Consider the following 24786-nt stretch of genomic DNA (forward strand, 5'->3'; position numbering starts at 1 on the left):
ACGATCAGGCGGTGCCTCTGGCCAGCAAGGACTGACCGAGTGCAAACACGGAATTGGGCGTGCTTGGCCGAAGCGGTTCTGCTGCTGGCTTCTTGAAAACCCCCCGGTTGGTCACAGGTGCTTCTTCCACCTGAAATCCGTGGGCGCGCTGATCGGTGGCCAGACTGTGCAGGGTGATGGACTGCATGTAGTCCAGCATCTTGGAGTTCAGGGAGTCCCACAGCGCCTGCGTTGCATCCTCCGTCGCGTCCTGCGTCTTGGTTTCGCCTTCGACCGCTTCAATGATGTCGGCCACTGTGATGGCGTCGCCGCGATGGCCCAGCGCATAGCCGCCGCCGGGTCCGCGCGTGCTTTCCACGAGGCCATGCTGGCGCAGTTTGCTGAACATTTGCTCCAGGTACGAAATCGAAATCTGGTGGCGCACCGCGATATCGGACAGCGGGACGGGCCCGGCGTTCTCGCGCAGCGCGACGTCGATCATCGCAGTTACGGCAAATCGGCTTTTGGTACTGATACGCATGGTGCTAGCTCCTGTCAGCGTCACGACGTTTGTGACATAGCGAACTGTAGGGCTATTATTACTTCGCGTAAATTCGTATTTTTAACAATTTAACTTCGAAAATTGCGAATAGTTAAGTTGCCAATCGGGGTCAGCCATGAATTTCAAGCATCTGCATTACTTTTGGGTCACGGCCAAGGCTGGCGGCGTGATGCGCGCCGGCGAGCAGTTGCACACCACGCCACAAACCCTGTCCGGCCAGATCAAGTTGCTGGAAGAGTGGCTGGGCCGCAAACTGTTCCGCAAGAGTGGCCGTCAGCTGGAGTTGACGGACGATGGCCGGTTGGCGCTGGACTATGCCGACCAAATCTTCACCCTGGGGGCTGAACTGGAGGCCGCGGTGCGGCAACCGCACGGCGGTCAGCGGGTTCTGGAGTTCCGGGTCGGGGTGGCCGATTCTGTGGCCAAGTCGGTGGCTTACCGCCTGCTGGAGCCCGCCCTGTCGGTGTCAGAGCCGGTCCGGCTGATCTGCAGTGAAGGCAAGTTCCCTGATTTGCTGGCGCAGCTGGCCCTGCATCGTCTGGATCTGGTGATCGCGGACGAGCCGATGTCGCGGCGCATCAGCGTCAAGGCCTTCAACCATGCCTTGGGCAACACGCCAATGAGCTTCTTTTGTGCCCCACAGCTCAAGCCGCAGCTGCAAGGTCCATTTCCCCAGTGCCTGAATGGCATGCCGATGCTGATCCAGGGTGCCTCGGCCTCCGTGCGTCAGCAACTGGAGGGCTGGCTGACCCGGCACCAGCTTCACCCCAGGGTGATTGGCGAATTTGATGACGGTGCCCTGATGACCGCGTTTGGACGCCAGGGGCGCGGGGTGTTCATGGCGCCCACGGTGCTGGAGGCCGAAACGGTGTTGCAGTTTGGCGTGGAGGTGATCGGCCGCACCGATGAGCTGGTGGAAGAGTTTTTTGCCGTGTCGGTGGAGCGGCGCATCACCCACCCTTGTGTGGTTGCCATCACCGACGCAGCCCGTGGGCAGCTCTTCAGCGCCTGAGTTCAGAAGCGTTCGTGTGGCAGCAGGTAGCGCCAGCGCCCTATGGGCAGCGTGGTCAACAAAACGCGTCCGACGCGGATCCGTTTCATACTCAGAATTCTCAGGCCAACCCGCTCGCACAGGTAGGCAATCAGGCCGGGATGCGTGCCTTTGACGGCGAAACGCAGTTTGCTTTTGCCCTCGCCGCTGCTGTTGACGCTGACTTTGACGCGTGGCAAGGGGTGGCCGTCCGAGCTGAGCCCCTGATTGAGGCGCAGCAAAGTCTCCGGGGCTGCTTCGCCCTCTATCTCGACGATGACCTCGTGCTCGATCACCCCTGCGTCCTCCGTGAGCTTGCGCTCCACGCGCCAGTCCTGGGTGAATACCAGCAGGCCACCCGCACCCACCTCCAGCGGGACGGGCGCACTCAGGCCGGTAAAGTGCCGCTTCAGCAGGGTGATGCCCGAGGCGTCGTCGTCGGCACGATGGGCGGCTGTGAGGAGCTGGCGCGCTGAACGCGGTGGCGTCTTCTTTTCGCGCCTCTGAGCCGGTACGTCTTCGTCGTCATCGTCTTCACCATCGGCATAACCTGGGGGCTTGTGCAGCACCAGCGTGACCTGCGTGTTGCCCATCAGGGTGGCATTTTTGTCGAGTTCTATGACCTGGTTGAGAACCCGGAACTGGGGTTCTTCCACCAACTGCCCGTCCACGCGAACCCAGCCACCCTCGATGTATTGCTCGGCTTCGCGCCGTGAACAGGGCACCATCTCGGCGACACGCTTGGCCAGGCGCTCGCCGGGGCGCGGCGCTGGGGGAACAGGATTTCTGGGGGACGTCATTGCAGGGATGTTAACCGTCCCGCTGTCCTACCAGCTCAGCGGGTCCAGCCGGTAGAACCGTGCCAGCTCGTTGTACAAGGCCGGGTGCTCGCTGGCCATGCGCTGCGGCTGCTCGAAGAACACCTCCGAGATCACCGCAAAAAACTCCGCCGGATCGGTGGCGCCGTAGTCGCTGAACAAGGACGTTTCATCACCGGATGGCCGAACCTGCAGCTGCCGGTACTCGGTCCCCAGCACCTGCGACCAGCGCACGTACTGGTCGCGCCGCGCCAGCACCGGCGCCCCATTGGCGGCACCAGTTTCCTGATCAAGCTGGTGAGCGAACTCGTGGATCACCACATTGTGGCCATCGTCCGGTATGGCAGCACCTTGCAGCGTATCGTGCCATGACAGGATCACCTGCCCCTCGGACCATGACTCGCCCGCCAGTACCTGACGCCCGTGGTGGGCAATACCCATGCCATCCATGTGTTCGCGCTGCACCACAAAGCTGCCGGGATACACCAGAATCTGGCGCAGCCCGGGGTAGTAGCCGCGCGGGCGGTTCAGCAGCAGCAAGCAGGCCTGGGCGGCGATCGTGACGCGAATCTCGTCGGTGATCTCCAGCCCGTCGCAGCCGATAAAGGCCTTTTCGGCCAGGAAGACCTGAATGTGCTGCTTGAGCTGCAACTGTAGGTCAGCGGGCAGCGCGCGGATATAGGGCACCCGCCGCTTCAGCACCTCGCGCCACGCTGGTGGAAACGGCGCGGCCCGAAGCTTCCTGCGCTTGCGCTCGGTCAGGTAGGGATCACCCAGCAGCCACAGGACAAAGAGCAGGGCCAGGCAGGAAACAATCAATGCTGGCACAGCGTGCCCCCAAGGGTGAAAGTTTGACAGCCCTTCAGCTGGGCCCAGAACCTGCCGATTTCAAGAGGCCGGGCCTTGTCGCACGAACACGGTCAAGACAAAGCCGCTTCAATGCGCGCCACATGCGCCATCAGCGAGCGCTTGGCAACAGGCCACAGGCGTGGCGGTACATCGTCGTAGGCCTGGGTGACCCAGTCTTCCAGCGTGCCATCGGGGTGCGCCTGCATCACCTTGATGATTTTGGCTTCGCGCTTCAGGCGATGTGCTTTGAGGTGTGTGATGGCGCCAGCAGCCTCGCCGGCATAGCCGCCGATGACATAGCCATGCGCAGGCAGGATGAATTCGATCTTGTGCTCGATGCATGCGGCGCTGAGGGTGTCGAGCGAGTCCAGGTAGGCGGTCATGTCGCCATCGGGCGGGTCGATCACCGTGGTGCTGCCATTGAGGATGTGGTCGCCACTGAACAGCAGGCCATCCTCCAGCAACACGAGGCAGAGGTGGTTGGCCGCATGGCCGGGGGTGTGGATTACCTGCAGGGTATGGGTCAAATCACCCTCAGGCCCGCGTCCTTCAAGCTTGAGCAGCTCTAAATTTCGTAGCGATCGATCGGGTGTGAATTCACTGGCCTTGCGCGCCGTGGGTGCCGAGGGCAGGCCCAGAATTGGGGGGTGCTTGCTGCACAGGGCTTGCAGGGGCTTGGCGCCGGGGGAATGGTCAGCGTGGGAATGGGTGCAGACAATCATGCGGATGTTGCCGCCGGCTGCGCGCCACAGGCGTTCAATGTGCTCGGCGTCGGCTGGACCCGGGTCAATGGCGATGTAGCCGGTGGCCGGGTCGCCCACCAGATAGCTGTTGGTGCCCGGGCCGGTCATGGCGCCAGGGTTGGGCGCGGTAAGGCGTATCAGGTTTTTCAGCAAGGGTACCGGTTGTTCCGACTGCCAGTCCAGTGCGTGCCCGATCTGGCCGTCGGGGCAAACCAGCGCCAGTTCGCCGTAGGGCTGCTCATGCTCCATGTAACGGGCTTCGTGCCCGGCCAGCATGCCAGCGCGCGGGCAACTGGTCCACAGCGGCTGCTCGGTTGCGGCACAGGCCTGCAACACGGCGTCGACCGTGGCGTAGTCCTGTAGCCGCTCCAGTGTGCGTATGGTCGGGAAAATAATGAAGAACTGCCCGGCCTTGTGCTGGGTCAGTGCGTCGACCGGACGCACCCACACGGGTTCGAATTGCTCGGACTCATCGGCCACCGGCGTTTGGCCCTCAGGCATGCGGGCCACCAGAAAGGGCACGTCAAAGCGGCGCGGCAGGTCCCGATCGGTGATCCAGTGGGCCAGCACAAACACCTCACGGGCCGCCAGCGTCAGGCCTCGGGCCTGGCATTGCGCGGCAAAGGGGGCTTTGCGGTCCAGCGCCGCAATGTCGTCGTGGCCAGCGCAGGCGCCATCTGACCGGCGCGCCAGTAGCACGCCCAGTTCTTCAAAACTCTCGCGGATGGCGGCAATGGCTTGTGTCAGGTGCAGGTCACTCTGCGTGGCACGTCGCGTGGCTTGGCCATGACTTGCGGCGTCCAGCGCATCCACGCCGCCGCCCGGGAACACATAGGCACCCGGGGCAAAGCTGGCGGTCATGGAGCGGCGCGTCATCAGTACTTCGATGCCGGTGGTGCCGTCTCGCAACAGCAGCACAGTGGCGGCAGGTCGGGGGGACGCGGGTTCGCGCTGGGGGTGAAGGAGTTGGGTGGGTCGTGCCATACCCTGAATTCTGCCGCCAAAAGCTGGCTGGGGTTGCCGGGCGGTCAATGTGCGGGTAAACCCGATAAGCAAATCACCCATGCCCAAGCGGGGCTGGCAGGGGGATACTGATCTTTTTGCCGGAGGTTAATCATGAGATCTCATCCTTTGCGTTCGCTGTTGGCAGCGCTTGGCATCGTTTGTCTTGGGGCCCCGCTGAGCGCGCAGGCGCAGGCCTGGCCCGCCAGACAGCCGATCAAACTGGTGGCCGTGTTTCCGCCCGGTGGCTCGGTAGATCAGGTCGCGCGCCTGTTGGCGCAACCTTTGTCTCAGCAGTTGGGGCAAAGCGTCGTTGTGGAAAACAAGGGTGGCGCATCGGGCTCGATTGGTGCCGCCGCAGTGGCTGCAGCACCTGCTGACGGCTATACCTTCGCCGTGGTGTTCGATACCCATGGCGTCAACCCCAGCCTGATTCCGGGCCTGCCTTTTGATTCGAGGAAGGACTTGACCCCCCTTGTGTTGATTGGCACCGCGCCGATGGTGCTGGCGACCCATGCGGGCTCTGAAATCAAAACCTTTGCCGACGCCGTGAGCGCTGCCAAAACCAAAAAGGGTGTGAGCTACGGCACCATTGGTTCGGGCAGCCTGGGACACCTGGCCATGGCGCTGCTGAGCAAGAGCAACAGCCTGGACTTCCAGCACATCCCTTACAAAGGTGGCGGTCCTCTGATGAATGATGTCGTTGCCGGGCATGTGCCCTTGTCGATTGGCTCGGTGTTTTTGCTCAAGCCCCATATCGACAGCAAACGCCTGCGCCCCTTGGCGGTCACGACCAGCAAGCGCTCCGCCGATTTACCCGATGTGCCGACCATGGCCGAGAGCGGCTTTGCCGGCTTTGACGCGCCGGCCTGGTGGGCCGTTCTGGCGCCGGCCAGGACGCCGCCCGACATCCTCAAACGCATGAACGAGGAACTCAACAAGGTCCTGAGGCTTCCCGATGTGGCCAAGCGGCTCGATGCCCAGGGCATTCATGTGGTGGGTGGCTCGGCGGATACGGCCCGCGTTTTCATCGAACAGCAAATGGACATCTGGGGCAAGGTGGTGAAAGACAACAACATCAAGGCCGATTGATATCGTTTCTGCCGCGGTGCCTGAGTGACCGGGAGAGGCATGGGTGTATAACCTAGGCCTTCTTCGGTCATGCGCCAGCGCTTTCAGTCAGTGCGCATGCCCCGAGCATCGACAATAGAGCCAAGCGCAGACAAGCGCTACAACACCAAGGAATATCCGACATGGGCGCGCAGTGGAAAGCAAAAGGTAAGGAACTGGCGGCAAATGCCAAAGGCAAATTGTTCGGCCGATTGGCCAAAGACATCATGATCGCGGCGCGCAGCGGGGCTGACCCGGCTTCCAACTCGCGTTTGCGGCTGGTGGTGGAACAGGCGCGCAAAGTCTCGATGCCCAAGGAAACGCTGGAACGCGCCATCAAGAAAGGCGCGGGCCTGACCGGTGAATCGGTCAATTTTGAGCACGTGATTTACGAAGGCTTCGCGCCGCACCGTGTCGCCGTCATGGTTGAGTGCCTGACCGACAACGTGAACCGCACCGCGCCCGAGATGCGCGTGCTGTTTCGCAAGGGGCAACTGGGAACCTCCGGCTCAGTGTCCTGGGATTTTGACCATGTGGGCATGATCGAGGCCGAACCTGCTGTGGCGGGCGCTGACCCCGAACTGGCCGCGATCGAAGCCGGCGCGCAGGACTTTGAGCCGGGTGAAGAGGGTGGCCCCGCCACGTTCATCACCGATCCCACCGATCTCGATCTGGTGAGCCGCGCGTTGCCTGCGCATGGCTTTACCGTCTTGTCTGCCAAACTCGGCTACAAGCCGAAGAATCCCATTGATCCGGCCAGCCTCAGTGCCGCAGACCTGGAAGAGGTGGAAGCTTTCCTGGCCGCCATCGATGGTAATGATGATGTGCAGAATGTTTATGTAGGCTTGGCGGGATAGGCAGAGCCTGCGGTGGTCGCACCGACGCGCTTGAAGAATTCATCTCAACAGGAGGCGTCATGCAGATGTCCAGCATCCCCTTCGGAACCACCGACTGGTCCAGCGTCGAGCCAACGGAACACCGAGGCGAAACCGGGGTGGCCTACTGGCGAACCCGGCAATTCGGAAGCATTCGCGTGCGCAGTATTGAGTACTCACCCGGCTACTTGGCAGATCACTGGTGCGTCAAGGGTCACATCCTGCTTTGCCTTGAAGGTGAATTGCATACCGAACTGCAAGACGGACGAATCTTCACACTGCGCCCAGGCATGAGCTACCAGGTGGCCGACAATGCAGAGCCGCACCGCTCCTACACCGAAATCGGTGCGAAGCTGTTCGTTGTAGATTGAGATTATGAAAACACAAATTGATCACTTGGTCGTCGTTGCGAAAACACTTGAAATGGGCGTGCAGTGGTGCGAGGCCACGATGGGCATCACGCCCGCACCGGGCGGGGAGCACGCCCAGTACGGCACCCACAACCGTCTGTTCAAAATCGCGACACCGGCCAATCCGCTGGCCTACCTTGAGCTTATTGCCATTGATCCAGGCGCAAAAAGGCCTGCTGGCGCATCGGCTGCACGCTGGTTTGATATGGATGATGCAGCGTTGCAGGCCGCCGTGGCGACTGAACCACGTCTGGTGCATTTTGTGGCCAACACCGACGACATCCAGGCGGCTCGTACCGCCTTGAAAGCGCAGGGTATTGACCGCGGTCCGGCGGTGCATGCCAGCCGCCATTCACGCCGTGGCGTGCTGCAATGGCAAATCACGGTGCGCGAGGATGGGCAACGCCTGTTCAATGGTGCCCTGCCCAGCCTGATTCAATGGGGCAAGCCCGATGCGGCCGAGCCCTTGCGCCTGCACCCTCGCAACAGCCTGCCGCGCTCAGGCGTGACGCTGCACAGTCTTGCGGTCACCCATCCCACGGCGGTCAAGCTGCAAGCCGCCTATGAGGCTATTGGCCTCACGGGCATTGCGCTTCAGACCGGCCCCGCCAACCTGATTGCAACCCTGCATACCCCCAAAGGCATTGTGACCCTGCAAAGCCTGGGCATTTAGCCTGCCTCCAACCTCCACGGCAACAATTCAAGGACCGTTCTATGTCAATTGCCAACTGGTGCGTACTGGCCGCTTGCGTTTTGCCCACCCTGACCATTGGTTTGGCCAAGGCCAGCACGGTCAAAAAATCCATCTCAAACGGGGGGTACGACAATCACGATCCCCGTGGATGGGCTTCCCATTTGAGCGGGTGGCAGGCGCGCGCGCATGCGGCGCAGAACAACGGGTTTGAGGCTTTGCCCTTGTTCATTGCCGCTGTGGTGCTGGCGCAGCAGGCGCATGCAGACCAGAGCCGAATCGATACTCTGGCGCTCCTGTTCATCGGCATTCGTGTGGTGTACGTGGCGATGTACCTGATGAACCTGGGTTCGCTGCGCACTCTGGTGTGGACGGCTGGCCTGGCCACCTCCATTGCCATCCTGGCCATGGCCTGACCCGTTTCACAATTTGGGTCAAGCTTCCGGGGTTATGCCCAGCGCCACCAGGAAACGGGCCACCATGTTGTACGTGGCAATGGCGCTGGTCAGTTCCACAATCTGTGTTTCGTCAAAGTTTTGTCGCAGCGCGGCAAACACCTCATCGCTCACCTTCACGTCCAGCGTCATCTGCGCGGCGTAGCGGACCACCAGTGCCTCCACCTCACCCAGTGAACCGATCTGCGGGATGCCGCGCGGGTCGGCTTTGACGAAGGCGTGGAGGGCGTCCAGTTGAGGCTGGGTGCCGCCGGCCGCGAGAAAATCGGGCGCGTGGTGGTGGTACTCGTACTGGGCGCCGGTGAGCAGGGCCACGGTGCAGATGCCGAGCTCGCGCAGGCGTCGGCTGGTCGGCAGTTCGGTGCGCACGGCTTTCAGATAGACGTTCCAGCCGCGGGCCAGAGGCTCGCTCCAGAGCAGTGCCTTGTCCAGGTTCAGCAGCGCGCCACCGCGGCGGGCCAGGATGGCGTCGACCAGTTCCTGGGGTTGGGGCTTGAGGGCAGGGGTCCAGTCAGGGATGCGCATGGTCTTCCTTCATTGAAGTGCCTAGGATAAGGGGATAATTCGCCGATGCGAATTCCGTTTACCAAAATGCAGGGTGCCGGCAATGACTTTGTGGTGCTGGACGAGACGCGCGGGCGGCTTGGCCTGTCTGCCGCGCATTACCGGTTTCTGGGCGACCGCCACTTCGGCGTCGGTGCGGACCAGATATTGACGGTTCGCCCCGCACCCTCATTAGGGATCGATTTTGAGTACGTTATCCACAATGCCGATGGCGCCGAAGTGGAGCAGTGCGGAAATGGCGCACGCTGCTTTGCCCGTTATGTGCGTGACCGGGGTCTGACGTCGAAGGACCTGATCCGGGTTCAGACTCTGGGCGGCGTGATTGAGCCGCAACTCACTCCCGATGGACGGGTCACGGTGAACATGGGGGCTCCGGTGTTCGCCCTGGTCGATATCCCGTTTGAGGCGGCTGGCGTGCTGCCCGAAGTTTCCGGCTCATGGGAAAAATGGCCTCTGGCCCTCGTGGATAAAACACAAATTGCTACTGTTTTTGTAGCGGTCTTGTCCATGGGCAATCCGCATGCAGTGCAGGTGGTGGACGATGTGGACACGGCGCCGGTGCTGGTGCACGGCCCCCTGATTGAGCACCACCCGAGCTTCCCCCGGCGCGTGAATGCCGGCTTCATGCAAATTGTGGACCGCCGCCATATTCGCTTGCGTGTGTATGAGCGGGGTGCAGGCGAAACGCTGGCGTGCGGCTCTGGCGCGTGCGCGGCCGTCGTAGCAGGCATCCGTCTCGGGCTGCTGGACGACACTGTGGACGTCCAAACCCGCGGCGGCGGATTGACGATCTCCTGGGCTGGCGGCGCATCATCGGTGATGATGACAGGCCCGGCTACCACGGTGTTTCACGGCGAAATTGACTTACCTGACAACCTATGACCACCTCTTTTACCAATCCCATCACCGAAGACGATATTGCCAACTACCTGGCCAATACCCCTGACTTTTTCGAGCGCCACGCCGAGTTGCTTGCGGCCGTGCACCTCACCAGCCCGCACAGCAGCCGTGCCGTGAGCCTGCAGGAGCGTCAGGCCGAGATGCTGCGTGAAAAGATCAAGGGCATGGAGCATCGGATCATGGACATGATTCGCAACGGCAACGAAAACGTGCTGCTTTCCGACAAACTCCTGCGCTGGGCTTGCACCCTGTTCCAGAAAACGGATCTGCTGACCTTGCCCGATCAGATTGCCATGGAGATCCAGGAACAGTTCTCGGTGCCCCAAGTGGGTCTGAAAGTGTGGGGTGTGGCGCCTGAGTTTGCCCATGCCGACTTCGCCGCAGGTGTCAGTGAAGACGCCAAGCTGTTTGCCTCCTCATTGACCGAGCCGTTTTGCGGCGTGAATACGGGTTTTGAGGCGGTGAGCTGGTTGCCTGATCCGCTGGCCGCGACCTCGCTGGCGATTTTGCCCTTGCGCATGGGGCCGCTGAGTGGTGTGGCACCGGCTTTTGGCCTGCTGGTGCTGGCGTCGCCGGACGCACAGCGCTTCAACAGCACCATGGGCACTGATTTCCTGGAGCACATTGCCGAGCTGGCCAGTGCCGCGCTGTCGCGCTTGAGGTAATCGGTGGAGGCTGCAGCTGACGCCGTAGCCAGTGTGGAGAGCGCACTGATTCAGCGCTACCTGGCGCATGTGCGCTTTGAGAAGCGCCTGGCCCACCGCACCGTCGAGCTGTACGCCCTGGATCTGGAAAAACTTGCGGGCTACGCTGCGCTGGCCGGGGTCGAACTCGTCAAAGTTCAGAGCCACCATATTCGCCGCTGGGTTGGCCAGATGCATGGCGGAGGTCGCAGTGGCCGCGGCATTGCCCTCATTTTGTCGGGTTGGCGCGGCTTCTACACCTGGCTGGGTCGCGAGGGGCTGGTGGCCAGTAACCCGGTGCAGGATGTGCGCGCCCCCAAGGCTGGCAAGCCCCTGCCCAAGGCATTGAGCGTGGACGATGCGGTGCAGCTCGCCAGTTTTGACGGCGACAGCAACGACCCGTGGCTGGAAGCGCGCGATGCCGCGATGGTGGAGCTGCTCTATGGTGGCGGCTTGCGCGTGGGTGAGCTGACCGGGCTTGATGCCGTGGCGAGTCCCCAGGCGCGGGGCTGGATTGATTTGCAGAGTGGCGAGGCGCACGTGTTGGGCAAAGGCAGCAAGCGGCGTACCGTGCCGGTCGGTGCCAAGGCGGTCGAGGCCTTGCAACACTGGATGACACTGCGGGATGCGACCGGGGTACACGCTGGGCAGTCGGCGCTTTTCATGGGCCGCAATGGCACACGCCTTACTGCCCAGTCGATCTGGCAACGGCTCAAGCGCCGCAGCCTGCAGGCGGGGCTTGCCACGCCGGTGCATCCGCACATGCTGCGTCATTCGTTTGCCAGCCATCTGCTGCAGTCGAGCAGCGATTTGCGTGCCGTGCAGGAACTGCTGGGTCACGCCAATATCACCACCACACAGGTTTATACCCGGCTGGATTTTCAGCATCTGGCCAAGGCGTACGATGCGGCCCATCCCAGGGCCAAAATCAAGGGCTCGGACTCAAAATAGGCCACACTGCAGGTCTGCACTAGAAAGGTTCTCCATGCGCAATCAGATATTCGTGGTTTTGGACAAGGGCGTTGAGCTTCACTTCCCGGTGGACGATGCTTCCGCCATGAGCAACGAGGCCGCCCGTGTCTGGCTTGACGCGCAATTCACCGCGCTGGATTGCGAGCCCCTGCGTGCCAGTGGCAAGGTCCTGACGGCTGACAAGGTGCTGGTGGTTACCCAGGCTGCCGGTCAGGCCCTGTTTGCCGATGAAAAATGGGCGGCCGACTATGTTCGCGCCGTGCATGCCGCCCTGGCGAAGCCGATGATTCGTGTCGATGTGCCCGCGATGGCCGTCACTTACTGATTTGCTGAGCCTCTGAGTCTGGCCTGCAGGCCGAAAAGAGGCGGCAAAAGCCTCACAATCGGCGCATGAAAACGATTCGCTTACGACTTGGCAAAGAGCGCTCCCTGTTGCGTCGCCACCCCTGGGTATTTGATGGCGCCATCGCCAAAGGCAGCGCCGATGCGGGTGAGACCGTGCGCGTGGAGTCACACGAAGGTGCCTTTCTGGCTTGGGCTGCCTACAGCCCCGCTTCCAAAATCCGTGCCCGGGTCTGGAGCTTTGATGAATCCCAGCGCATTGATGATTCATTTTTGATAGCAGCTGTATCAAGTTCTGTAAGGGCCAGGAGTCGATTTGATATAGAAAGTGATGGCGTGCGGCTGGTGCATGGCGAGTCTGACGGCTTGCCTGGTCTGATTGTCGATCGCTACGGTGATACGCTGGTTGCGCAGTTCCTCTCCAGCGGCGCTGAACGCTGGAAGGGCGTGCTGGCAGATGCCTTGCTGGCGGCCACCGGCTTGAACAAGTTGTATGAGCGCTCGGATGCGAGTGGCCGCGCACTGGAGGGCTTGCCGGAACTTACCGGCTGGTTGCGCGGCAGCGGTCCTGTCGACCTGGTGTTGCAAGAGCATGGCTGGAAGCTGGCGGTCAACATCGAGACGGGGCACAAAACCGGGTTTTACCTGGACCAGCGTGACAGCCGCAAGCGGTTTGCAGACTACGCCCAGCGACTGAAGTTCCAGCGCGTGCTCAACTGTTATTGCTACACCGGCGGTTTCACAGTGGCCGCGCTCACGGGCGGCGCAGCCCATGTAACCTCCATCGACTCTTCGGGGCCTGCCATCGAGAAGGCTGCGGCCAACGTGGCCTTGAATGGTTTTGCCCCCGACCGGGTCGCCTTCATGGACGCCGATGTGAACGCCTGTCTGCGCCAGTTTGCGACTGAGGGCAGAACCTTTGACGCGATCGTGCTCGATCCGCCGAAGTTTGCGCCCACTGTGACGCATGCCGAGCGTGCAGCAAGAGCCTACAAGGACATCAACCGCTTGGCTTTCAAGATTCTGGCGCCAGGCGGCGTGTTGTTCACCTATTCCTGCTCGGGAGGTGTCAGCGCGGACCTGTTCCACAAGATCGTGGCTTCCGCCGGGATTGATGCCCAGGTCGATGGCTACATCACCGAGCGCATGGGCGGCGCGCCAGACCACCCCATGACCATCAATTTCCCGGAAGGCGAGTATCTGAAGGGGCTTGTGGTGATGCGGAAATGATCCTGTAGGAATTGGCCGCTACACTCCCCACCTTCTGAATCCCGGATTCACCCTGAACAAGCCGCCACCAAACGGTTGACCGGGTCTTGCCTTCAACCCCTTGAGAGAAACGATGAGTCTCATTCCTGCAACCATCCTGACGGGCTTTCTCGGCTCCGGCAAAACCACGCTCCTCAAACGCGTGCTGCAAGAGGCGCATGGACAGAAAATCGCCGTGATCGAGAACGAGTTCGGCGAGGAGAACATCGACAGCGACATTCTTGTGTCAGACACCCAGGAACAGATCATCCAGATGAGTAATGGCTGCATTTGCTGCACCATCCGCGAGGATCTGCGCGCCACATTGCGCGACCTGGCCGAGAAGAAGCGAAAAGGCGAGTTGGACTTTGATCGTGTGGTGATCGAGACCACCGGCGTGGCCGACCCCGGCCCCGTGGCGCAGACTTTCTTCATGGACGATGAAATTGCGGAAAGCTACCTGCTGGACTCCATTTTGACGCTGGTGGACGCCAAACATGCGGCAACCCAGCTCAATGAACGCCAGGAAGCCCGGCGTCAGGTAGGTTTTGCCGATCAGATTTTCATCAGCAAGACGGATCTGGTGGCCAAGGATGAAGTTGATGCCCTGATGCATCGGCTCAAGCACATGAACCCCCGCGCGCCACAGAAAGCAGTGCATTTTGGCGAGGTTGCCCTGTCCGAGGTATTTGACTTGCGGGGTTTCAACCTCAATGCCAAGCTCGACATTGATCCTGACTTCCTCAAGGATGAGTCGCATGATCATCACGATCATGTCCACGGTGAGCATTGCGACCATCCTTCGCACGACCATGAAGGCGGACATCACCATCACCACGACGATGACGTCAAAAGTTTTGTTTTCAAGTCGGATCGGGCTTTTGACCCGGCCAAACTGGAAGATTTCCTGGGTGCGATTGTTAATATCTACGGCCCGCGCATGTTGCGGTACAAGGGTGTTCTTTATATGAAGGGCACCGATCGCAAGGTGATTTTTCAGGGTGTGCATCAACTGATGGGTAGCGATCTGGGCCCCTCCTGGGCGCCGGAGGAAGCGCGGTCCAGCAAAATGGTGTTCATTGGCATTGACCTGCCCAAGGACATTTTCTTGCAGGGCATGGAGCAATGCCTCGTTTGACGGGAAACTAAATTTAGAGGGTGTGAGCCAGATGATTGTCTCGATTTTGCAACTGATGGGTTTTTCCGTGGGTAAACCGGTAAACTCGCGCGCCAGTGAAAATCCTCAAAGCAAGCCCTCAAAAGCTCGTATTGGGGGTATAACGGCAGAGACTTCGGAGCGTGCTGAACGCACAAAACAAACATCCGCCAATGAAGTGCATGCGCAGGCAAATTCTGCGAGGAGGCAAGAAGTGAAAGCTCAACCCGGAAAAGCCAAAGCGGCGTCCAAAGTGACCAAGGCGGTTGTCAAGACCCAGCCAGCGGCCAAAGCCGCAGCCAAATCCAAAGCAAAGCCGGTGGCCAAAGCGCCGCCTCCTGCCAAAAAAGCAGTGCCGAAAGCAGCTCCCAAGGCGATCGCCAAGGTCAAGCCGGCGGTCAAAGCCGCAGTCAAACCCAAAGCAAAGCCGGTGGCCAAAGCGCCGCCTCCTGCAAAAACCGTGGCCAAGGTCGTTAAAACTGCCCCCGCCAAAACCGTCAAGGCATCTCCGGCTGCGAAAGCAGCCAAGCCGGTAGCCAAAGTTCAATCAAAGGATGCAGTGAAAACAACGATCGAGAAAACCGCCAAACTCGCGGTGCCGGTGCCCAAGCCCAAAGCGGCGCCACCTGCGACCTCTGGCAAAGTGGTGACACCTGTTGCGTCCGTCAACGTCGCAACGCCCCCCGCGCCAGTGGCGGCCCCGGCCTCATCCGTGCCCGCCCGGGCAGGTCGTCCGTCCTCGCGCCTTGCGCAACTTACCGTTCCCTCCATGGCGCAATCGGTGGCCTCAACGGCCGCCAAAGCCAGTTACACACAAACCATGTCATCTCCAACCATCGTTCCCTTAATCGCCGCAGCCATCAAAAAAGACCCCAAACTCGTCAACAACTGGAAAATCAAGCCGGTTGAGCAGTTGACCGATGCCGATCTGATCGCCATGCCCGATGAGGAGTACATGAACAGCACCCAGATGGCGTATTTCCGTCTGAAGCTGTCCCTGCTGAAGCAGGACATCCTGAGCAACGCTGGCGAAACCACCGAGCATCTGCGTGAAGAAACGGTTGTGGTGCCCGACCCGGCTGACCGGGCCACCATTGAGGAAGAGCACGCCCTGGAGTTGCGTACCCGCGATCGCGAGCGCAAACTGTTGAAGAAGATCGAACAATCCATTGTTCGCATCGATGCCGGCGACTATGGCTATTGTGATGAGACCGGTGAGCCCATTGGTGTCGGTCGCCTTCTGGCGCGTCCGACGGCAACCCTGTCCCTTGAGGCGCAACAACGCCGCGAGCTCAAGCAGAAGATGTTCGGGGATTGACCAGCGCTTGCAGGCATCTTCTTTTTATCCCGGGCCTCAGTTTCATGGCAACCAAAGACAATAGCACTGGCTTGCTGTCCAAGATGGCCAAGTTCGTTCGCAATCCAACGAAGGATTGGTCTGAGCTTGACACGCCTGAACCGGAGTCGGAGCAAGAGAGTGGGTACAGCAAGCAGGCGCTCAAGGAAATGATCGAGCGCAAGCGGCAAAATGACTTTGTGCGTCGTCGGGAGTTTGATCAGCTCCGAAAACTGCGGCGCAATGAGCCCTCGATCAACCCGGATCTTGCCGGACGGCCTTCATTCTTTCAGAGCAGCATGGCATCGCACCCGGATGAGCGGGCCGTCACACTGAAGAAGATCGACGAAATCGAAGCCCAGATGTCCAAGCAGTGGTGGAAGGGCAAGCAGGACGAGGCCTCGGTGCAGGGCAGCAACTTTCCGATGTCCTCCAAGCCGCCTTTGGCGGCCGAACAAGTCGAATCCCCGGATGTGGCTGAAAAAGACGGCGAAAACGTCTTCTCCTCGACCCAGCCTTCCGAACTGGTTGCAGACCTTTACCAGCAGCAAGGTGCCGATTACGAGCCAACCCAAATGGGCTTGCCTGAGCCCGCCAGTCTCGCTACACCTGCGGGCTTGCCTCGTGGCGGAAGTGTTTACGCCGGCAGCGTGAGCCGCAACTTTGACGCCGGTATCAGCGGCTACTCGCATTCCCAATTGTTGTCGGTTGAGATGGGCGAGGGTTTGGCGGACCCTGACCTTGAAGAGGCCGCGATTCGCTTCGCCAACGGGGACGATGCGGGTGCTGAACAAGGCCTGTTGAACGCGCTGCAGGGCGACAACGTGCAGCCGGACCTGGCTGATCGATGGGCGGCCGCTTTGTTTGACCTGTACCGGGCAACCGGGCAGCAACTCAATTTTGACCGTGTCGCCATCGATTACGCCCAGCGTTTCGGGCGCTCCGCGCCAGCATGGTTTTCAACGCCCGAATTGCTCGGGCGTTCGGGGGGGGCGTCGCCTGCAGGTCGCGCAGTGACGCCAGTTCCAAGTGACCAGAGTGTCTGGGAGTGCCCCGCCGGACTTGATGCGCAGGCCGTACAGGGCTTGCGTGCGGTAGCGTCGCGTGTGGGTGTGCCTCTGCATTTGAACTGGAGTCGGCTGGGTGGCATTGCGCCGGACGCCGCAGTGGCCTTGGCCGAGCTCTTTGCGCAGTGGAGCACGCAGCCTTTGAAACTGTATTTTGGAGGTGCCGACGTTCTCGAAAGGGTGTTGCGCGCGTCTACGCCCTCGGGCGACAAGCGGGTGGATGCCTGCTGGTGGCGGCTTCGGCTGGACGCCTTGCGCATGATGCGTTTGCAGGATGAATTCGAACTGGCGGCGCTGGATTATTGCGTCACTTTTGAAGTGTCGCCGCCCGCCTGGACCGATGCCCGGTGTGAGTACTATGTTGAAAGGCTTGCATCCAGTAACACGTTTGAAAATGGATTCGGTGTGGCCGATGAAAGCGTGCCAGTCCCGTATGTCGATATGAGCCAGGCCCCCACGGCATTGATGGGGCTGGACACCATTCCCGCAGCGGTCGTGGAGTTGACTGGCGAGGTGCTGGGTGATGCAGCAGACGCCTTGGACAAGCTTCAGGCGGGACTCAAAGGCGCTGACCGCCTCGTTATCTCCTGCGCCCGTCTGATCCGGGTGGATTTCTCTGCGGCGGGAAGCATTCTCAACTGGGTGGCAGTCCGCGAGTCGGAGGGTTGCCATGTCCAGTTTCGTGAAGTGCCGCGCCTGGTGGCTGCATTCTTCAACGTGATCGGCATCAACGAGCACGCGCGGGTCGTATTGCGTACCAGTTGATCTGGGATTTTTAGCGAACGTTCCCCCACTCCAGACTTGTTTTTGAGCTGGCGGACCTGAATTACAACAAGCATGGAACAATTTCACGGTACTACGATCATCAGCGTCAGGCGCAAGACGCCCGAGGGTATGCAAGTCGCCATTGGCGGCGATGGGCAGGTGACTCTGGGGAACATTGTTGTCAAGGGAACTGCCCGCAAGGTACGCAAGCTCTACCACGGCAAGGTGCTGGCGGGCTTTGCTGGCGCCACTGCTGATGCCTTTACGCTGTTTGAGCGCTTTGAAGCCAAGCTCGAAAAGCACCAGGGCCATCTTGTGCGTGCGGCTATTGAACTCACCAAAGACTGGCGCACTGATCGCGTCCTGCGCCGCTTGGAGGCCATGCTGGCCGTGGCGGACATGGATGCCTCCCTCATCATCACAGGCAATGGTGATGTGCTGGAGCCGGAAAATGGCATCGTCACCATTGGTTCGGGCGGTGCCTATGCGCAGGCCTCGGCGATTGCGCTGCTGAACCACACCGAAATGTCAGCGCAGGACATCGTCAAGAGATCGCTGGAGATTGCCGGCGAGTTGTGCATTTACACCAACATGAACCACACCATTGAGACGCTCTGACAGCGATGGGCAAGAGCTTTCGTGTCGTCACAGCCGTTTTATATTTGAATTGAAATTATGTCTTCCATGACTCCGCAGGAAATTGTTTGTGAACTGGACAAGCACATCGTTGGTCAGCAGCAGGCCAAGCGCGCCGTTGCCATTGCCCTGCGCAATCGCTGGCGTCGTCAGCAGGTGGAGGCCGAACTGCGAGCGGAAATCACACCCAAGAATATTTTGATGATCGGCCCGACAGGGGTTGGCAAGACCGAGATTGCCCGGCGCCTGGCCCGTCTGGCGGAGGCGCCTTTTATCAAGGTTGAGGCGACCAAGTTCACCGAAGTGGGCTACGTCGGCAAGGATGTCGATGCCATCATTCGCGATCTGGCGGATATTGCCGTCAAACAGACCCGTGTGACCGAGATGAAGAAAGTGCGTAACCGCGCTGAAGATGCCGCTGAGGAACGCGTCCTCGATATCCTGGTTCCGCCGCCGAGAAGTGATTTTGGGGTGGTTCAGGGCGTCGAGCCCGAGAGCACGGCTCGCCAGACCTTTCGCAAAAAGTTGCGTGAGGGGCAATTGGCCGACCGCGAGATAGAAATTGATGTGGCGCAGTCCGCCCCGCAACTGGAGATCATGGGTCCGGCCGGCATGGAGGAGATGACCGAACAGCTGCGTGGCATGTTTGGCCAGATGGGTTCGCAAAAGCGCCAGACCCGCAAGCTCAAGATCAGCGAAGCCGTGAAGCTGTTGATTGAGGAGGAGGCGGCCAAGCTGGTCAATGAGGAAGATATCAAGACCCAGGCACTGCATATGCTGGAGCAAAACGGCATTGTGTTCATCGATGAGATTGACAAGGTCACATCGCGCTCTGAGGGCAGCGGTGCCGAAGTGTCGCGCCAGGGTGTGCAGCGTGATCTGCTGCCGCTGGTGGAGGGCACAACCGTGTCCACCAAATATGGCATGGTCAAGACCGACCATATCCTGTTCATCGCTTCGGGCGCCTTTCATTTGAGCAAGCCCAGCGATCTGATTCCCGAGTTGCAGGGGCGCTTTCCGATCCGTGTGGAATTGCAGTCCCTGTCGGTACAGGACTTCGTTGCCATTCTCACGCAGACGCACGCGTCGCTGGTGAAGCAATACCAGGCCTTGCTGGCAACCGAGAATGTTCACATTGAATTCACGGAACAAGGCATTACGCGGCTCGCGCACATTGCCTATGATGTGAACGAGCGCACTGAGAATATCGGTGCCCGGCGCCTCTCCACCGTCATGGAGCGACTGCTGGATGACGTGAGTTTTGACGCAGCCAACTTGGGTGGGCAGACGGTTCTGGTCGACGCCGCCTATGTCGACGCCCGTTTGGGGGAACTTAGCCGGGATGAAGATCTCTCACGTTACATCTTGTAAACGTTTTCTTGCGGGAGTCAGTGCCGCTTCAAGCATCACTTTCACAACACGCGCTAAGTGCTTAATTTAGAACGAATTTTGTTCTTTTTAATCTTCAATATCGCTTCTAAGTCCTTGATTTCATTGAAAAAATTTGTTGCAAGCCCTCTTGTGTAGAACGTTTTTGCTGATACAGTGCAAAAAAGTGCAATTAAGTGGAAAAAAGTGTCTTTGCACTTTCATTTTTTCGCATGGTTACCAAAAGAGGTTGCATAGTCGTGTTTCAAGGGGCTTCGTCATTGAGTCTGGATGCCAAGGGGCGGCTGTCTGTGCCGACCCGGCATCGTGACGTCCTCAGCGCAACCGCCTCTGGCCAGCTCACCATTACCAAGCATCCGCACGGCTGCCTGATGGTCTTTCCGCGGCCTGAGTGGGAAAAATTTCGCGAGCGGATCGCTGCCCTGCCGATGTCGGCACAGTGGTGGAAGCGAATCTTCCTGGGCAATGCCATGGATGTCGAGATGGATGGTACCGGTCGCGTACTGGTCTCGCCCGAATTGCGCGAGGCCGCCGGGATTGCGAAAGACACCATGCTGCTGGGCATGGGGAACCACTTTGAATTGTGGGACAAGGCCACCTACGATGCCCAGGAAGCGAAGGCGATGCAGGGTGAAATGCCCGACGTCTTCAAGGACTTCTCTTTCTGAAGGCCGGCGGTGGAAACCTCATGGAAGCACACCACCGTATTGTTGAACGAAGCCATAGATGCTCTATTCAGCAATCCGGATGCCGAGCCGGGCGACGAGAGCGCTGCGGCTCAGACCTACGTCGATGCCACCTTTGGTCGAGGCGGTCATACCCGCCTGATTTTGTCCCGGCTGTCGCCGCAAGGGCGTCTGATTGCCTTCGACAAGGATTTGGACGCCTTGGCCGAGGCTGCCACCATCACCGATTCGCGGTTTTCCATCCGGCATCAGGGGTTTTCGAATCTGGGCGAATTGCCTGTGGCCAGTGTGGCCGGCGTGTTGCTCGATCTCGGCATCAGCTCACCCCAAATCGACAATCCGGCACGCGGTTTCAGTTTTCGCTTCGAGGGTCCGCTGGATATGCGCATGGACACGACGCGTGGAGAAAGTGTTGCGCAATGGCTGGCAACAGCAGAGACGAATCAAATCGCGGAGGTGATACGTGAATATGGTGAAGAACGGTTTGCTGGCCCCATTGCAAAGGCGATTGTTGCTCGCCGACAAGAACGGGGCCCAATTTCAACCACCTCCGAGCTGGCCCAGCTCGTGGCTGACACGGTCAAAACCCGCGAGCCGGGCCAGAACCCTGCAACGCGCACATTTCAGGCTTTTCGGATTTTCATCAACGCCGAGCTTGAAGAGCTGCAACAGGCGCTAGAGGCCAGTCTTCATGTGCTTCAACCCGGAGGGCGGCTGGTGGTGATCAGTTTCCATTCGCTGGAAGACCGCATCGTCAAGCAGTTCATTGCGAAGCATTCGCGCGACGAGTACGACCGTCGCGCACCTTTTGCTGCACCCAAGGTCATGCAACTCAAGGCGCTGGATCGCATCAAACCCAGTGCCGCCGAGGTCGCGGCCAACCCCCGTTCACGCAGTGCGATCATGCGTGTGGCGCAGAGGACTTCGGCATGATCCGGCTGAACCTCGTGATGCTGCTGGCCGTGCTGGCCAGTTCGCTGTACCTTGTCAACGTGCAGTACGAGTCGCGCAGGCTGTTTTCCGAGCTTGACAAAGCCCGCTCCGAAGCTCGCCGCCTCGTTGCGGACAACGAGCGCTTGCAGGTGGAAAAGCGGGCGCAGGCCACACCATTGCGCGTTGAGAAGCTGGCCAAGGACAAGTTGCAGATGCGTTCGGCCACACCGGCCATCACGCACTATGTGACCTACAGTGCCGATGCTTCGTCCGCCGTCAGTTCGGGCAATGCGGCGCCGTTACCGGTGGGCACTGGTGCTGCGGGGTTGGTGCAATGAGCCGTAGTATTGTCTATACATCGAGTCCGCTTCTGGCGAGCAGGACTCCGGTTTGGCGTAGCAAGTTCATTGTGGCGGCCATTGCGCTGGCATTTTTCGGGCTGGCCGCGCGGGCGGTCTATATCCAGGTGATCGCGAACGACTTTTTCCAGAAGCAGGGCGAGGTCCGCTTTGCGCGTACGCTGGATCTGCCGGCCAATCGGGGCCGCATTCTGGATCGCAACGGCCTGATCCTGGCCTCCAGCGTGCCAGCGCCCAGCATCTGGGCCATACCAGAAGATGTGGAGCGGGACAAGCCTCGCCTGAAAGAGCTGGCCCGCCTGCTCGAAATGCCGCTGGCCGAGCTCAACAAGCGGCTCGAAGACGAGGACAAGACCTTTGTCTGGCTTAAGCGCCAGGTGGATGAGTCGGTGGCGCAGGAGATCACGGCCTTGGGGCTCAAGGGCATCTACCAGCGCAAGGAGTACAAGCGCCAGTACCCGGAAGGGGAGGCTGCGGCGCATGTGGTGGGCTTCACCAATGTGGAGGACAGCGGGCAGGAGGGTATCGAGCTCGCGTTCAACAAGCAGCTCGCGGGTCACAGTGGATCACGCAGGGTCATCAAAGACCGGCTTGGACGCGTGGTGGAGTCGGTCGGCGAACAGATCGCACCGCTGGACGGCCCGGATCTGCAATTGAGCATTGACAGCAAGATTCAGTTCTTTGCCTATCAAAAGCTGCGTGACGCCGTGCTGCAAAACAAGGCCAAGGCCGGTAGTGTTGTGGTACTGGATGTGTTGACCGGTGAAGTATTGGCCTTGGCCAATTTCCCCAGCTATTCACCTGCCAAACGGCAAAACCTGAGCGGTGCCCAGTTGCGCAACCGGGCCCTGACCGACACTTTCGAACCGGGCTCAACCATGAAGCCCTTTGTCATTGCTCTGGCGCTGGAAAAAGGCCTTGCCAGGCCGGAAACCCCGATTCAGACTGCGCCCGGACGCCTCACCATCGGCAGTGCCACCATCAGCGACGCCCATCCTCACGGCGTGCTCACCGTCAACGAGGTAATTCAGAAGTCCAGCAACGTGGGCACCGTCAAGTTGGCCATGCAGATGCAGCCTCGTGAAATGTGGGATATGTACAGCCAGGTCGGCTTTGGACAGAAGCCGCAACTTCCCTTCCCGGGCGCGGTGAGTGGCCGGCTGCGTGCTCACAAGACATGGCGCCCCATCGAACAGGCAACGATGAGCTACGGCTACGGTCTGTCCACCAGCCTGTTTCAGTTGGCTCACGCTTACAGCGTGTTTGCGCGTGATGGCGAACTGGTGCCGGTCACCATGATCAAGTCGAATGACCGTGCTGCGGGTGTGCGCGTCATGAGTCCGCAAAATGCCAGCGCCGTTCGCAACATGCTGCACATGGTCACCGGACCAGGCGGCACGGCCCCCAAGGCACAAACCATGGGGTATTCGGTGGGTGGCAAGACCGGTACGGCCCACAAGCAGGAAGGCCGCGGCTATGCAGACAAAAAATACCGCGGATTCTTCGTGGGTGTGGCGCCGATCGACAAGCCGCGCATCGTTGTGGCAGTCATGATTGATGAGCCGAGCAACGGCAAGTATTTTGGTGGCGACGTTGCGGCCCCCGTATTCAGCGAAACGGTTCAACAAACGCTCAGGATGCTTGGCATTCAGCCCGACATGTCGGTCAAACCCCAGATCGTGGCACAGGCAGAGGAAGAGAGTTTCTGATGCTTGTATTCCATACGCCCGCAGACGCCGCCAGCTGGCTTCGCAGCCGTGTTGCCGGCACGATTCATACCGACAGCCGCAAGGTGCGTGCAGGAGACGGATTCATCGCCTGGCCTGGTGCTGCCACCGATGCCCGTCAGTACGTCGCCGCTGCACTGAAGGGCGGGGCCAAGGCCTGCCTGGTGGAGCGCGCGGGGGCCGATCAGTACGCGTTCAGCAGCGACAGCGTTGCGGTTTATGCCGGTCTCAAAGCGGCCAGCGGTCCCATTGCTGCCGCCTATTTCGACCACCCCGCGGACCATCTGGCGGTGTTGGCAGTGACGGGCACCAATGGCAAGACCTCCACCGCCTGGTGGCTGGCGCAGGCGCTGAGCAATCTGAAACAAGTCCAGCCATTTCCTTGTGGGCTGGTGGGTACTTTGGGCATTGGTCGGCCACCGTACGATCTGGTGAGCACTGGCATGACCACGCCCGACCCGGTTCTGCTGCAGCACACCTTTCGCCAATTTGTGGATAAGGGTCTGACCGCCTGCGCCATTGAAGCCTCGTCCATCGGCATGGAGGAGAGCCGGCTGGACGGTACCCGCATCCGCATCGCGATTTTCACCAATTTCACGCAGGATCATCTCGACTACCACGCCACGATGGACGCTTACTGGCAGGCCAAGGCGCAGCTGTTCCAGTGGCCCGGCCTTCAATCCGCAGTGATCAACGTTGACGATGCCCAGGGTGCTGAACTGGCGGCGCAACTTGCCGGTACTGTGTCCGATATCTGGACCGTGTCATGCACCGGCCCGGCACGGTTGCAGGCCCGCGACATTCGCTATGACGCACAGGGCTTGAGTTTTTCCGTGATGGAAGGTGAGAGCGGAGCAGTGCACGTACTGCATACGCGCTTGATCGGCACCTACAACGTCGCCAATCTGCTGGGTGTGATGGCGGCCATGCGTGCCCTGGGCGTGCCGTTGGCTGCTGTCATGGCGTCCTGTATGGATTTGACTCCTGTGCCGGGACGTATGGAGTGCGCCGGAGGCCAGGGCCAGCCTCTGGTGGCGGTGGATTATGCGCACACGCCGGATGCCCTGGGCAAGGCTCTGATGGCGCTGCGCTCCCTGGCGCAGCAGCGCGGTGGCCGGCTCTGGTGTGTTTTTGGCTGTGGTGGTGACCGCGATCCCGGCAAGCGCCCCCTGATGGGTGCCATGGCCGCAAGCCATGCCGATTGCGTGGTGCTCACCAGCGACAATCCGCGCAGCGAAAAGGTCGAAGTCATCATCAGCCAGGTTCTGCTCGGCTTGACCGGTCGCTCCGAGGTCACTGTCCAGGCAGATCGCGCGCTGGCCATCGCGGATGCGCTGGCCCAGGCAGCAGCCAATGATGTGGTGTTGGTGGCAGGCAAAGGCCACGAAGATTACCAGGAAGTGGCGGGCAAGCGGACACCTTTTTCCGACATGGCTCATGTGCATCGCGCCCTGGCTGCCTGGAGTGCCGCAACTGCGGATCAGGGGAGAGTGTCATGA

Annotated in this window: 26 protein-coding genes; 21 read left to right on the plus strand and 5 right to left on the minus strand. The window is 60.3% G+C overall.

Annotated features, from left to right (window positions below; all coding sequences use genetic code 11):
• Positions 1 to 4 precede the first annotated feature (4 nt).
• On the minus strand, positions 5 to 520 hold the full coding sequence (locus IV109_RS01760; protein ID WP_296691339.1) for an Rrf2 family transcriptional regulator: 516 nt from the start codon (positions 518 to 520) through the stop codon (positions 5 to 7).
• 136 nt (positions 521 to 656) lie between these two features.
• Between IV109_RS01760 and nhaR the strand changes: the two genes are divergently transcribed.
• Positions 657 to 1553 (plus strand): transcriptional activator NhaR, encoded by an 897-nt coding sequence (gene nhaR, locus IV109_RS01765; protein WP_296691341.1) that lies wholly within the window; start codon positions 657 to 659, stop codon positions 1551 to 1553.
• Positions 1554 to 1555: 2 nt separating this feature from the next.
• Here nhaR and IV109_RS01770 read toward each other — a convergent pair whose 3' ends face one another.
• The 3 genes from IV109_RS01770 to IV109_RS01780 form a co-directional block, all read right to left on the minus strand.
• Complete coding sequence (locus IV109_RS01770; protein ID WP_296691343.1) at positions 1556 to 2371, minus strand: RNA pseudouridine synthase; 816 nt, start codon at positions 2369 to 2371, stop codon at positions 1556 to 1558.
• 27 nt (positions 2372 to 2398) lie between these two features.
• On the minus strand, positions 2399 to 3217 hold the full coding sequence (locus IV109_RS01775; RefSeq protein ID WP_296691345.1) for a M90 family metallopeptidase: 819 nt from the start codon (positions 3215 to 3217) through the stop codon (positions 2399 to 2401).
• Between the two features lie 92 nt (positions 3218 to 3309).
• Positions 3310 to 4965, minus strand: coding sequence for an MBL fold metallo-hydrolase (locus IV109_RS01780; RefSeq protein ID WP_296691347.1), 1656 nt, complete (start codon positions 4963 to 4965; stop codon positions 3310 to 3312).
• A gap of 132 nt (positions 4966 to 5097) precedes the next feature.
• Here IV109_RS01780 and IV109_RS01785 point away from each other — a divergent pair, with 132 nt between their 5' ends.
• From IV109_RS01785 to IV109_RS01805, 5 genes are all read left to right on the plus strand, one after another.
• Complete coding sequence (locus tag IV109_RS01785; protein ID WP_296691349.1) at positions 5098 to 6075, plus strand: tripartite tricarboxylate transporter substrate binding protein; 978 nt, start codon at positions 5098 to 5100, stop codon at positions 6073 to 6075.
• Positions 6076 to 6236: 161 nt separating this feature from the next.
• On the plus strand, positions 6237 to 6950 hold the full coding sequence (locus IV109_RS01790; RefSeq protein ID WP_296691350.1) for a YebC/PmpR family DNA-binding transcriptional regulator: 714 nt from the start codon (positions 6237 to 6239) through the stop codon (positions 6948 to 6950).
• A 59-nt stretch (positions 6951 to 7009) separates the two neighbouring features.
• Positions 7010 to 7339 carry a DHCW motif cupin fold protein gene (locus IV109_RS01795; protein ID WP_296691353.1) on the plus strand — a complete coding sequence of 110 codons (330 nt, stop codon included), beginning with the start codon at positions 7010 to 7012 and terminating at the stop codon, positions 7337 to 7339.
• 4 nt (positions 7340 to 7343) lie between these two features.
• Positions 7344 to 8051 carry a VOC family protein gene (locus IV109_RS01800; protein ID WP_296691354.1) on the plus strand — a complete coding sequence of 236 codons (708 nt, stop codon included), beginning with the start codon at positions 7344 to 7346 and terminating at the stop codon, positions 8049 to 8051.
• Positions 8052 to 8092: 41 nt separating this feature from the next.
• Positions 8093 to 8485 carry an MAPEG family protein gene (locus IV109_RS01805; protein ID WP_296691355.1) on the plus strand — a complete coding sequence of 131 codons (393 nt, stop codon included), beginning with the start codon at positions 8093 to 8095 and terminating at the stop codon, positions 8483 to 8485.
• An 18-nt stretch (positions 8486 to 8503) separates the two neighbouring features.
• Here IV109_RS01805 and IV109_RS01810 read toward each other — a convergent pair whose 3' ends face one another.
• Positions 8504 to 9049 carry a carboxymuconolactone decarboxylase family protein gene (locus tag IV109_RS01810; protein WP_296691357.1) on the minus strand — a complete coding sequence of 182 codons (546 nt, stop codon included), beginning with the start codon at positions 9047 to 9049 and terminating at the stop codon, positions 8504 to 8506.
• A gap of 45 nt (positions 9050 to 9094) precedes the next feature.
• Between IV109_RS01810 and dapF the strand changes: the two genes are divergently transcribed.
• The 15 genes from dapF to IV109_RS01885 all read left to right on the plus strand — a co-directional run bounded on the left by dapF (position 9095) and on the right by IV109_RS01885 (position 24786).
• Positions 9095 to 9970, plus strand: coding sequence for a diaminopimelate epimerase (gene dapF, locus IV109_RS01815; protein ID WP_296691360.1), 876 nt, complete (start codon positions 9095 to 9097; stop codon positions 9968 to 9970).
• Positions 9967 to 10653, plus strand: a complete 687-nt coding sequence (locus IV109_RS01820) for a DUF484 family protein (protein WP_296691363.1) — start codon at positions 9967 to 9969, stop codon at positions 10651 to 10653. The genes dapF and IV109_RS01820 overlap by 4 nt, the downstream gene beginning before the upstream one ends.
• Before the next feature lie 3 nt (positions 10654 to 10656).
• Entirely contained in the window at positions 10657 to 11622 is a 966-nt protein-coding gene (locus tag IV109_RS01825) for a tyrosine recombinase XerC (RefSeq protein ID WP_296691366.1), read from the plus strand.
• Between the two features lie 34 nt (positions 11623 to 11656).
• A complete protein-coding gene (locus tag IV109_RS01830) occupies positions 11657 to 11968 on the plus strand; it encodes a hypothetical protein (RefSeq protein ID WP_296691369.1) in 312 nt (103 codons plus the stop codon).
• A 65-nt stretch (positions 11969 to 12033) separates the two neighbouring features.
• Positions 12034 to 13215: a class I SAM-dependent methyltransferase gene (locus tag IV109_RS01835; protein WP_296691371.1), complete on the plus strand. Its 1182-nt coding sequence runs from the start codon at positions 12034 to 12036 to the stop codon at positions 13213 to 13215.
• A 112-nt stretch (positions 13216 to 13327) separates the two neighbouring features.
• A complete protein-coding gene (locus tag IV109_RS01840; protein WP_296691374.1) occupies positions 13328 to 14371 on the plus strand; it encodes a GTP-binding protein in 1044 nt (347 codons plus the stop codon).
• A 232-nt stretch (positions 14372 to 14603) separates the two neighbouring features.
• Positions 14604 to 15707 (plus strand): RNA polymerase-binding protein DksA, encoded by a 1104-nt coding sequence (dksA, locus tag IV109_RS01845; RefSeq protein ID WP_296691376.1) that lies wholly within the window; start codon positions 14604 to 14606, stop codon positions 15705 to 15707.
• 44 nt (positions 15708 to 15751) lie between these two features.
• Positions 15752 to 17557, plus strand: a complete 1806-nt coding sequence (locus IV109_RS01850; protein WP_296691378.1) for an STAS domain-containing protein — start codon at positions 15752 to 15754, stop codon at positions 17555 to 17557.
• 72 nt (positions 17558 to 17629) lie between these two features.
• Positions 17630 to 18175, plus strand: coding sequence for an ATP-dependent protease subunit HslV (hslV, locus tag IV109_RS01855; RefSeq protein WP_296691381.1), 546 nt, complete (start codon positions 17630 to 17632; stop codon positions 18173 to 18175).
• Positions 18176 to 18232: 57 nt separating this feature from the next.
• Entirely contained in the window at positions 18233 to 19564 is a 1332-nt protein-coding gene (hslU, locus tag IV109_RS01860; protein WP_296691383.1) for an ATP-dependent protease ATPase subunit HslU, read from the plus strand.
• Positions 19565 to 19821: 257 nt separating this feature from the next.
• Positions 19822 to 20250, plus strand: a complete 429-nt coding sequence (gene mraZ, locus IV109_RS01865) for a division/cell wall cluster transcriptional repressor MraZ (protein ID WP_296691386.1) — start codon at positions 19822 to 19824, stop codon at positions 20248 to 20250.
• Positions 20251 to 20259: 9 nt separating this feature from the next.
• Complete coding sequence (gene rsmH, locus IV109_RS01870) at positions 20260 to 21201, plus strand: 16S rRNA (cytosine(1402)-N(4))-methyltransferase RsmH (RefSeq protein ID WP_296691388.1); 942 nt, start codon at positions 20260 to 20262, stop codon at positions 21199 to 21201.
• A complete protein-coding gene (gene ftsL / locus IV109_RS01875) occupies positions 21198 to 21539 on the plus strand; it encodes a cell division protein FtsL (RefSeq protein WP_296691391.1) in 342 nt (113 codons plus the stop codon). Before rsmH ends, ftsL begins: the two co-directional genes overlap by 4 nt.
• Entirely contained in the window at positions 21536 to 23269 is a 1734-nt protein-coding gene (locus IV109_RS01880) for a penicillin-binding protein 2 (RefSeq protein ID WP_296691393.1), read from the plus strand. Before ftsL ends, IV109_RS01880 begins: the two co-directional genes overlap by 4 nt.
• The gene (locus IV109_RS01885; protein ID WP_296691394.1) at positions 23269 to 24786 is read left to right on the plus strand and encodes a UDP-N-acetylmuramoyl-L-alanyl-D-glutamate--2,6-diaminopimelate ligase; all 1518 of its coding nucleotides are present in this window, start codon (positions 23269 to 23271) and stop codon (positions 24784 to 24786) included. Before IV109_RS01880 ends, IV109_RS01885 begins: the two co-directional genes overlap by 1 nt.

The organism is Rhodoferax sp., assembly GCF_018780565.1.
In the GTDB taxonomy this organism is placed as follows: domain Bacteria; phylum Pseudomonadota; class Gammaproteobacteria; order Burkholderiales; family Burkholderiaceae_C; genus Rhodoferax.

Excerpts from the sequence above, each read along its gene's own strand:
- IV109_RS01760 (WP_296691339.1), bottom strand. The coding sequence starts at position 520 with ATGCGTATCAGTACCAAAAGCCGATTTGCCGTAACTGCGATGATCGAC.
- nhaR (WP_296691341.1), top strand. The coding sequence starts at position 657 with ATGAATTTCAAGCATCTGCATTACTTTTGGGTCACGGCCAAGGCTGGC.
- IV109_RS01770 (WP_296691343.1), bottom strand. The coding sequence starts at position 2,371 with ATGACGTCCCCCAGAAATCCTGTTCCCCCAGCGCCGCGCCCCGGCGAG.
- IV109_RS01780 (WP_296691347.1), bottom strand. The coding sequence starts at position 4,965 with ATGGCACGACCCACCCAACTCCTTCACCCCCAGCGCGAACCCGCGTCC.
- IV109_RS01785 (WP_296691349.1), top strand. The coding sequence starts at position 5,098 with ATGAGATCTCATCCTTTGCGTTCGCTGTTGGCAGCGCTTGGCATCGTT.
- IV109_RS01790 (WP_296691350.1), top strand. The coding sequence starts at position 6,237 with ATGGGCGCGCAGTGGAAAGCAAAAGGTAAGGAACTGGCGGCAAATGCC.
- IV109_RS01795 (WP_296691353.1), top strand. The coding sequence starts at position 7,010 with ATGCAGATGTCCAGCATCCCCTTCGGAACCACCGACTGGTCCAGCGTC.
- IV109_RS01800 (WP_296691354.1), top strand. The coding sequence starts at position 7,344 with ATGAAAACACAAATTGATCACTTGGTCGTCGTTGCGAAAACACTTGAA.
- IV109_RS01805 (WP_296691355.1), top strand. The coding sequence starts at position 8,093 with ATGTCAATTGCCAACTGGTGCGTACTGGCCGCTTGCGTTTTGCCCACC.
- IV109_RS01810 (WP_296691357.1), bottom strand. The coding sequence starts at position 9,049 with ATGCGCATCCCTGACTGGACCCCTGCCCTCAAGCCCCAACCCCAGGAA.
- dapF (WP_296691360.1), top strand. The coding sequence starts at position 9,095 with ATGCGAATTCCGTTTACCAAAATGCAGGGTGCCGGCAATGACTTTGTG.
- IV109_RS01820 (WP_296691363.1), top strand. The coding sequence starts at position 9,967 with ATGACCACCTCTTTTACCAATCCCATCACCGAAGACGATATTGCCAAC.
- IV109_RS01830 (WP_296691369.1), top strand. The coding sequence starts at position 11,657 with ATGCGCAATCAGATATTCGTGGTTTTGGACAAGGGCGTTGAGCTTCAC.
- IV109_RS01835 (WP_296691371.1), top strand. The coding sequence starts at position 12,034 with ATGAAAACGATTCGCTTACGACTTGGCAAAGAGCGCTCCCTGTTGCGT.
- IV109_RS01840 (WP_296691374.1), top strand. The coding sequence starts at position 13,328 with ATGAGTCTCATTCCTGCAACCATCCTGACGGGCTTTCTCGGCTCCGGC.
- IV109_RS01850 (WP_296691378.1), top strand. The coding sequence starts at position 15,752 with ATGGCAACCAAAGACAATAGCACTGGCTTGCTGTCCAAGATGGCCAAG.
- hslV (WP_296691381.1), top strand. The coding sequence starts at position 17,630 with ATGGAACAATTTCACGGTACTACGATCATCAGCGTCAGGCGCAAGACG.
- hslU (WP_296691383.1), top strand. The coding sequence starts at position 18,233 with ATGTCTTCCATGACTCCGCAGGAAATTGTTTGTGAACTGGACAAGCAC.
- ftsL (WP_296691391.1), top strand. The coding sequence starts at position 21,198 with ATGATCCGGCTGAACCTCGTGATGCTGCTGGCCGTGCTGGCCAGTTCG.
- IV109_RS01880 (WP_296691393.1), top strand. The coding sequence starts at position 21,536 with ATGAGCCGTAGTATTGTCTATACATCGAGTCCGCTTCTGGCGAGCAGG.
- IV109_RS01885 (WP_296691394.1), top strand. The coding sequence starts at position 23,269 with ATGCTTGTATTCCATACGCCCGCAGACGCCGCCAGCTGGCTTCGCAGC.